6 protein-coding genes are annotated in these 6,190 nt (G+C 65.2%); 5 read left to right on the top strand and 1 reads right to left on the bottom strand.

Annotated features, from left to right (window positions below; genetic code table 11):
* The 4 genes from AU175_RS22295 to AU175_RS06550 all read left to right on the top strand — a co-directional run.
* Window positions 1-615, top strand: a 615-nt coding sequence (locus tag AU175_RS22295) for a thiamine pyrophosphate-dependent enzyme (RefSeq protein WP_231938484.1), incomplete at its 5' end; no start/stop codon positions are given.
* A gap of 81 nt (window positions 616-696) precedes the next feature.
* Complete coding sequence (locus AU175_RS06560; protein ID WP_066286838.1) at window positions 697-2,205, top strand: CoA-acylating methylmalonate-semialdehyde dehydrogenase; 1,509 nt, start codon at window positions 697-699, stop codon at window positions 2,203-2,205.
* A gap of 91 nt (window positions 2,206-2,296) precedes the next feature.
* On the top strand, window positions 2,297-3,214 hold the full coding sequence (locus tag AU175_RS06555; RefSeq protein WP_066286836.1) for a sugar phosphate isomerase/epimerase family protein: 918 nt from the start codon (window positions 2,297-2,299) through the stop codon (window positions 3,212-3,214).
* Window positions 3,215-3,249: 35 nt separating this feature from the next.
* A complete protein-coding gene (locus tag AU175_RS06550; protein ID WP_066286834.1) occupies window positions 3,250-4,263 on the top strand; it encodes a Gfo/Idh/MocA family protein in 1,014 nt (337 codons plus the stop codon).
* Between the two features lie 89 nt (window positions 4,264-4,352).
* On the opposite strand, the gene AU175_RS06545 is transcribed toward AU175_RS06550, so the two are convergent.
* Entirely contained in the window at window positions 4,353-4,808 is a 456-nt protein-coding gene (locus AU175_RS06545) for a MarR family winged helix-turn-helix transcriptional regulator (protein ID WP_066286833.1), read from the bottom strand.
* A gap of 156 nt (window positions 4,809-4,964) precedes the next feature.
* Here AU175_RS06545 and AU175_RS06540 point away from each other — a divergent pair, with 156 nt between their 5' ends.
* On the top strand, window positions 4,965-6,179 hold the full coding sequence (locus tag AU175_RS06540; protein ID WP_066286830.1) for an MFS transporter: 1,215 nt from the start codon (window positions 4,965-4,967) through the stop codon (window positions 6,177-6,179).
* Window positions 6,180-6,190: the final 11 nt, after the last annotated feature.

Below are 6,190 nucleotides of genomic sequence, written 5' to 3'. Positions count from 1 at the left end.
TCCTGCATGGGCTACGAAATCCCCGGCGGCCTGGGCGTCAAACGCGCAGCGATCGCTGAGGCGAAAAGCACGACGGCGGCAGGCGGGGAAGGCGCGGAGGTGCGGGACGTCGTCGTGATGGTGGGGGACGGCTCCTACCTGATGATGCACACCGAACTGGTCACCGCCGTCGCCGAACACATCAAACTGATCGTGGTCCTGATCCAGAACCACGGCTACGCCTCCATCGGCTCCCTGTCCGAGATGCTGGGCTCGCAGCGGTTCGGCACCCGGTACCGCGCCCTTGACGAGGAGCAGCACAGCTTCGACGAGGGCGAGACCCTGCCCGTCGATCTGGCCCTGAACGCCGAGTCCCTGGGCGTGAAGGTCATCCGGATCGAACCGGGGGAGAAGGTCATCGCCGGACTCGAACAGGCCATCCGTGACGCGAAAGCCGCCCCCGAGCGGGGCGGTCCGATCCTGATCCACGTCGAATCAGATCCGCTGCTGGATGCCCCGTCCTCCGAGTCCTGGTGGGACGTCCCTGTCTCCCAGGTCTCCGAACTGGAATCCACCCAGCAGGCCTTCCAGACCTACACCGACCACAAGTCCCGGCAGCGCAAACTGCTCGGCTGAACCTGCTGGAGCACCGGGCAGCTTCCGGTGCCTCCAGCAGCCCGGCACACTTTTCCCAGCGACAGACCAAGGAAGCCCACCATGTCAACGACGACCACTACCGTCATCAACCAGTTCATCAACGGCGCCGAAACCGCCGGCGAGGGTGACCGCACCACCCCCGTCTACAACCCGGCCACCGGCCAGGTCTCCGCGCAGCTGCAGCTGGCCAACCGCGCCGACCTGGACGCCACCGTCGCCGCCGCCCGCAAAGCCGCCGACACCTGGGGCGATATTTCCCTGGCCAAGCGCACCGCCGTGCTGTTCAAGTTCCGCGAACTCGTCGCCTCCCACGTCGACGACCTCGCGGCCCTGATCACCGCCGAGCACGGCAAGGTCCTCTCCGACGCCAAGGGCGAGATCGGCCGCGGCCTTGAAGTCATCGAATACGCCTGCGGTATCCCCACCCTGCTCAAGGGTGACTACTCCGACCAGGTCTCCACCGGCATCGACGTGTTCAACTTCCGCGAACCCCTCGGCGTCGTTGCCGGCATCACCCCGTTCAACTTCCCCGTCATGGTGCCGCTGTGGATGGCGCCCATGGCCATCGCCACCGGCAACGCCTTCATCCTCAAGCCCTCCGAACGCGACCCCTCCGCCTCCATGCTGCTCGCCAAGCTCTGGAAGGACGCCGGACTGCCCGACGGCGTCTTCCAGGTCCTGCACGGCGACAAGGAAACCGTCGACGGGCTCCTGACCCACCCGGACGTTGACGGCATCTCCTTCGTCGGCTCCACCCCGATCGCCCAGTACGTCCACGAAACCGCCACCAAGCACGGCAAGCGCGTCCAGGCCCTGGGCGGGGCGAAGAACCACGCCATCGTGATGCCCGACGCCGACCTGGACAACGCCGCCGACCACCTCGCCGCCGCCGCGTTCGGCTCCGCAGGCGAACGCTGCATGGCCATCTCGGTTGCCGTCGCCGTCGGCGCCGCCGCGGACCTGATCGTCAAGAAGGTCGAAGAGCGCGCCCTGGCCGTCAAGGTCAAGAACGGCACCGCACCGGACGCCGACATGGGCCCGGTCATCACCCCGGCCTCCAAGGAACGCATCGTGAAGATCGTTACCGAAGCCGAAGCCGCCGGCGCGGCGATGGTGGTGGACGGCCGCGACCTCGTGGTCCCCGGCCACGAAGACGGCTTCTGGGTCGGCCCCACCGTAATCGACCACGTCAAGACCGGAATGACCGCCTACACCGAGGAAATCTTCGGACCCGTCCTGGTTGTGGTCCGCGTCGACAGCCTGGAAGACGGCATCGCGCTGATCAACGCCAACCCCTACGGCAACGGCACCGCCATCTTCACCTCCTCCGGCGCCCACGCCCGGAAATTCCAGCGCTCCGTCACCGTCGGCATGATCGGCATCAACGTGCCCCTGCCCGTCCCGGTGGCTTACCACTCCTTCGGCGGCTGGAAAGCCTCACTCTTCGGCGACAAGCACATCTACGGCCCCGAAGGCGTATCCTTCTACACCCGCGGCAAAGTCATCACCTCCCGCTGGCCCGAACCCACCCACGCCTCCGGCGCCTCCTACAACTTCCCCTCCAACTGAACACTCCCATTACAACCATCGATTGCTCCGCAAAAGCCGTTTTGAGCGTCGCAAAGGGCCCCTATGGAGCAATCGATGAGAAGGAACGGACATGACTGACGTAGAAAACAAGCTGATCATCGGCACCGCTCCGGACTCCTGGGGAGTCTGGTTCGCGGACGACCCCAAGCAGACCCCGTGGGAACGGTTCCTGGACGAGGTGGCCGAATCCGGCTACAAGTGGATCGAACTCGGTCCGTACGGCTACCTTCCCACCGACCCCGCGCGGCTGGCCGGGGAGCTGAAGCAGCGCGACCTGAAAGTCACCGCCGGAACTGTCTTCACTGCCTTCCACCGGGGACTGGACCAATGGGAGACTGCCTGGGAGCCGGCCCGCAGGGTCGCCGAACTGACGGCCGCCATGGGCGGCGAGCACATCGTGGTCATCCCGGCCATGTGGCGCGACGACGTCACCGGTGAAGCCGTGGAAAGCGGGCAGCTGGACCAGAAAGCCTGGAACGACCTCTTCGAGGGACACAACCGGCTGGGCAGGACCCTGCTGGAGGACTTCGGCCTGAAACAGCAGTTCCACTCCCACGCCGATTCGCACGTGGGCGCCCAGCCGGACATCGAAACCCTCCTCGCGGCCACAGACCCCAGGTACCTGAACCTGTGCCTGGACACCGGCCACGCGGAATACTGCGGAGCCTCCAGCCTGGACCTGATCAAGAATTACCCTGACCGGATCGGCTACCTGCACCTGAAGCAAATCAACCCCGAGATCCTGAGACGGGTCAACGAGGAAAACATGACCTGGGCTGCCGCCAACCTCGCCGGCGTCATGACCGAGCCGCCGAACGGTTTGCCGGACCTGCGCGCCGTCATCGAGGCTGTGGAATCCCTGAACCGGCCGATCTTCGGCATCGTGGAGCAGGACATGTACCCGGTAGCGTTCGACGTGCCGATGCCCATAGCCAAGCGCACCCGCAACTACCTGCTGTCCTGTGGGTCCCGCACGGCCGTCAGCTAGCGCCCGCCAGGCCCTTCGAAACGTAAGGAACAACTATGACTGAAACCCTTCGCGTCGCCGTCATCGGCGCTGGCCGCATGGGCGCGGACCATATCCAGCGCCTCCACACGCGCATCCACGGTGCTGAAGTGGCCGCCGTCGTCGACGTGGACCTGGCGCGGGCGCAGGCCGCCGTCGAAGGGATCCCAGGCGCAGTGGCCCTGGCCGATGCCGAGGAAGCCCTCAACAACGGCGATGTTAACGCCGTCCTCATCGCCACCCCCGGTTTCCTTCACGAGGACATCCTGCTCAAGGCCTTGGCTAAGGGCGTACCCACCCTGTGCGAAAAGCCGTTGACCCCGGACGCCGCCTCCGCGTGGCGGATTGTCCAGGCGGAGCAGGCGCTGGGAAGGAAGTGCATCCAGGTGGGCTTCATGCGCCGCTTCGACGCCGAATACGCGGCCCTGGGCAAAGTCATCCGCAGCCGCGAACTGGGCGAGCTGTTGATGCTGCACCACCAGCACCGCAACCCGGACACTCCGCCCGGCTTTACCAACGAGATGCTGATCAACGACTCCGTGGTGCACGAATTCGATGCCGTCCGGTTCTTCACCGGCGAGGAAATTATCAGTGTGCAGGTGCGGATGGGTAAGGCCACCAGGAATGCGCCGGCGGGCCAGCACGATCCACAGCACGTCCTGATCGAGACACAGTCAGGCGTCCTGGCCGACGTCGAAATCTTTGTCAACGCCCGCTTCGGATACGAAGTCGCGGCTCAGGCCACCTTCGAAGAAGGAACAGTCAACATCGGCGGTGACCGCGGCCTGTACACGCGCAGCGGCGGGCGCTGGGGCGGACAGGTCAGCCCAGGTTTTGTGGAACGGTTTGTGGAGGCATACGACGTCGAGGTCCAGGCTTGGGTGGACGCAACCGGCCGCGGCGAACTCGGCGGCCCCTCCGCTTGGGACGGTTACGCCACTGCAGCCTGTTGTGAGGCCGGCGTCGAGGCACAAAAAAACGGCGAGAAAGTAGCCGTTCGGCTGAACCCTAAGCCGGCGCTGTACAACTGACCTGCTTCAACTGATGAGTTTTTGTCCAGATAAGGCCCGTTTGAACGTCTCAAAGGGGCGTTATCTGGACAAAAACTCAAGGGTGAGTGCTACGCGTGCGAGCGCGTGTGGAGCCTCGGGAGGGCGTCCACCAGCGCAGCCAGCTCGGGTACCTCCTGGGCCTCAGCCAGGGCGCGCTCCAGCGTGGTGTCGTGGATTGGGCGGGCCTCCTCAAGCAGCTTGATCCCGCCGGCCGTGAGCTCGGTGTAGATCCCGCGGCGGTCATCGGCGCACAGGATTCGTGTCAGCAACCCGCGGTCCTCCAGCCTGTTCACAAGGCGTGTCGTGGCGCTTGCGCTCAGCGCCGTGGCCCGGGCCAGCTGCTGCATGCGCATGTGCCACCCGTCCTGCCGACTAAGGGCATCGAGCACGGTGTACTCCACAACTGACAGGTCCGCTGCAGCCTGCAGTGAGCGTTCCAGTTCCGCCTCGATCAAGCCGTGCAAAGCCGCCAGCGTTCGCCAGCCCTGCGCCCGGACTTCAACAGCGTCGTCCTTAATGCCCATCAGCCATTCCCTTCAAAGCTCTCGTCCCCAGAACGTGAAAGGGGCACGGTTAATAGTTGCTTGCGCGCGGTATATGCTTGTGCAACAATAAATAACGCGTCTGCAACTATTAGCTTACGCCCCTCCCCGCCCATATGCATTTGAAGGAGCTTCGCCATGCCTGTTGGCCTGTTAGCCCTCGCCCTTGGCGGGTTCGGCATCGGACTCACCGAGTTCGTGATCATGGGCCTGCTGCCCGAGGTTGCCGCCGACTTCAGCGTCAGCGAGGCCTCTGCCGGCTGGCTGATCTCCGGTTACGCCCTCGCCGTCGTCATTGGCGCCCTGCTGCTAACCGCTGCCGTGACACGTTTCGACCGCAAGCCCGTCCTCGCCGTCCTGCTGGTGCTGTTCATCGCCGGAAACCTGATCTCGGCTATGGCCCCTGACTATTGGATGATGATGGTCGGCCGGGTCGTCGCAGCCCTCGCTCATGGCGCCTTCTTTGGCATCGGAGCCGTGGTGGCAGCGGATATGGTGGCCCCCACTAAGAAGGCCGGCGCCATCGCCATTATGTTCACGGGGCTCACCGCCGCCAACGTCCTCGGAGTTCCATTCGGCACCATGCTCGGACAGGCAGCCGGCTGGCGCTCCACTTTCTGGGCCATCACGGGAATCGGCGTCGTTGCCCTGGCCGGTATTCTCACGCTGGTGCCCAGGACCGGCCATGGCGGCTCCACGCCAAGCCTCCGCAGCGAACTCCGGGCCTTCGGCTCTGGCCAGGTCTGGCTGTCCATCCTTGTCACCGTCCTTGGCTATGGCGGCATGTTTGGTGCCTTCACCTACATCGCCTTTACGCTCACCGAGGTCTCCGGCTTCGAGGCCTCCACCGTGCCTTGGCTCCTGATCCTCTTTGGTGTTGGACTGTTCGCCGGCAACACTCTGGGCGGCAGGGCGGCGGACCGAAACGTGGACCGCACCCTCCTGCTGGTCCTGGCCGTACTGGCAGTGATCCTGGTGGGCTTTGCCCTGACCGCCAACAGCCAGCCCCTCACCATAGCTTCAATGGTGCTCATGGGAGGCTTTGGCTTCGCCACTGTTCCGGGCCTCCAGATGCGCGTCATGAAATACGCAAGCAGCGCCCCCACCCTGGCCTCCGGGGCGAACATCGGCGCCTTCAACGTCGGAAACGCCCTCGGCGCATGGCTCGGCGGGGTGACCATCACCGCCGGCTTCGGCTACACCTCGCCCATCTGGGCCGGGGCCGCCATCACTTTCCTTGGCTTCGGAGTGATGATCGTTGCCGCCGCCGGTGCCAAGAGGACTGCCCGGCAGACGGCACCTTCCCCGGCCGCAGGACGCGTCGCCGCCGAGCCGGTCACTGTTGCCCGCTAGGCCGTCCCCCA

It is taken from the genome of Arthrobacter sp. B6 (genome assembly GCF_001663775.1).
In the GTDB taxonomy this organism is placed as follows: domain Bacteria; phylum Actinomycetota; class Actinomycetes; order Actinomycetales; family Micrococcaceae; genus Arthrobacter.
The sequence above is the reverse complement of the archived record's forward strand: the minus strand, read 5'-3'. Positions and strand labels throughout refer to the sequence as shown.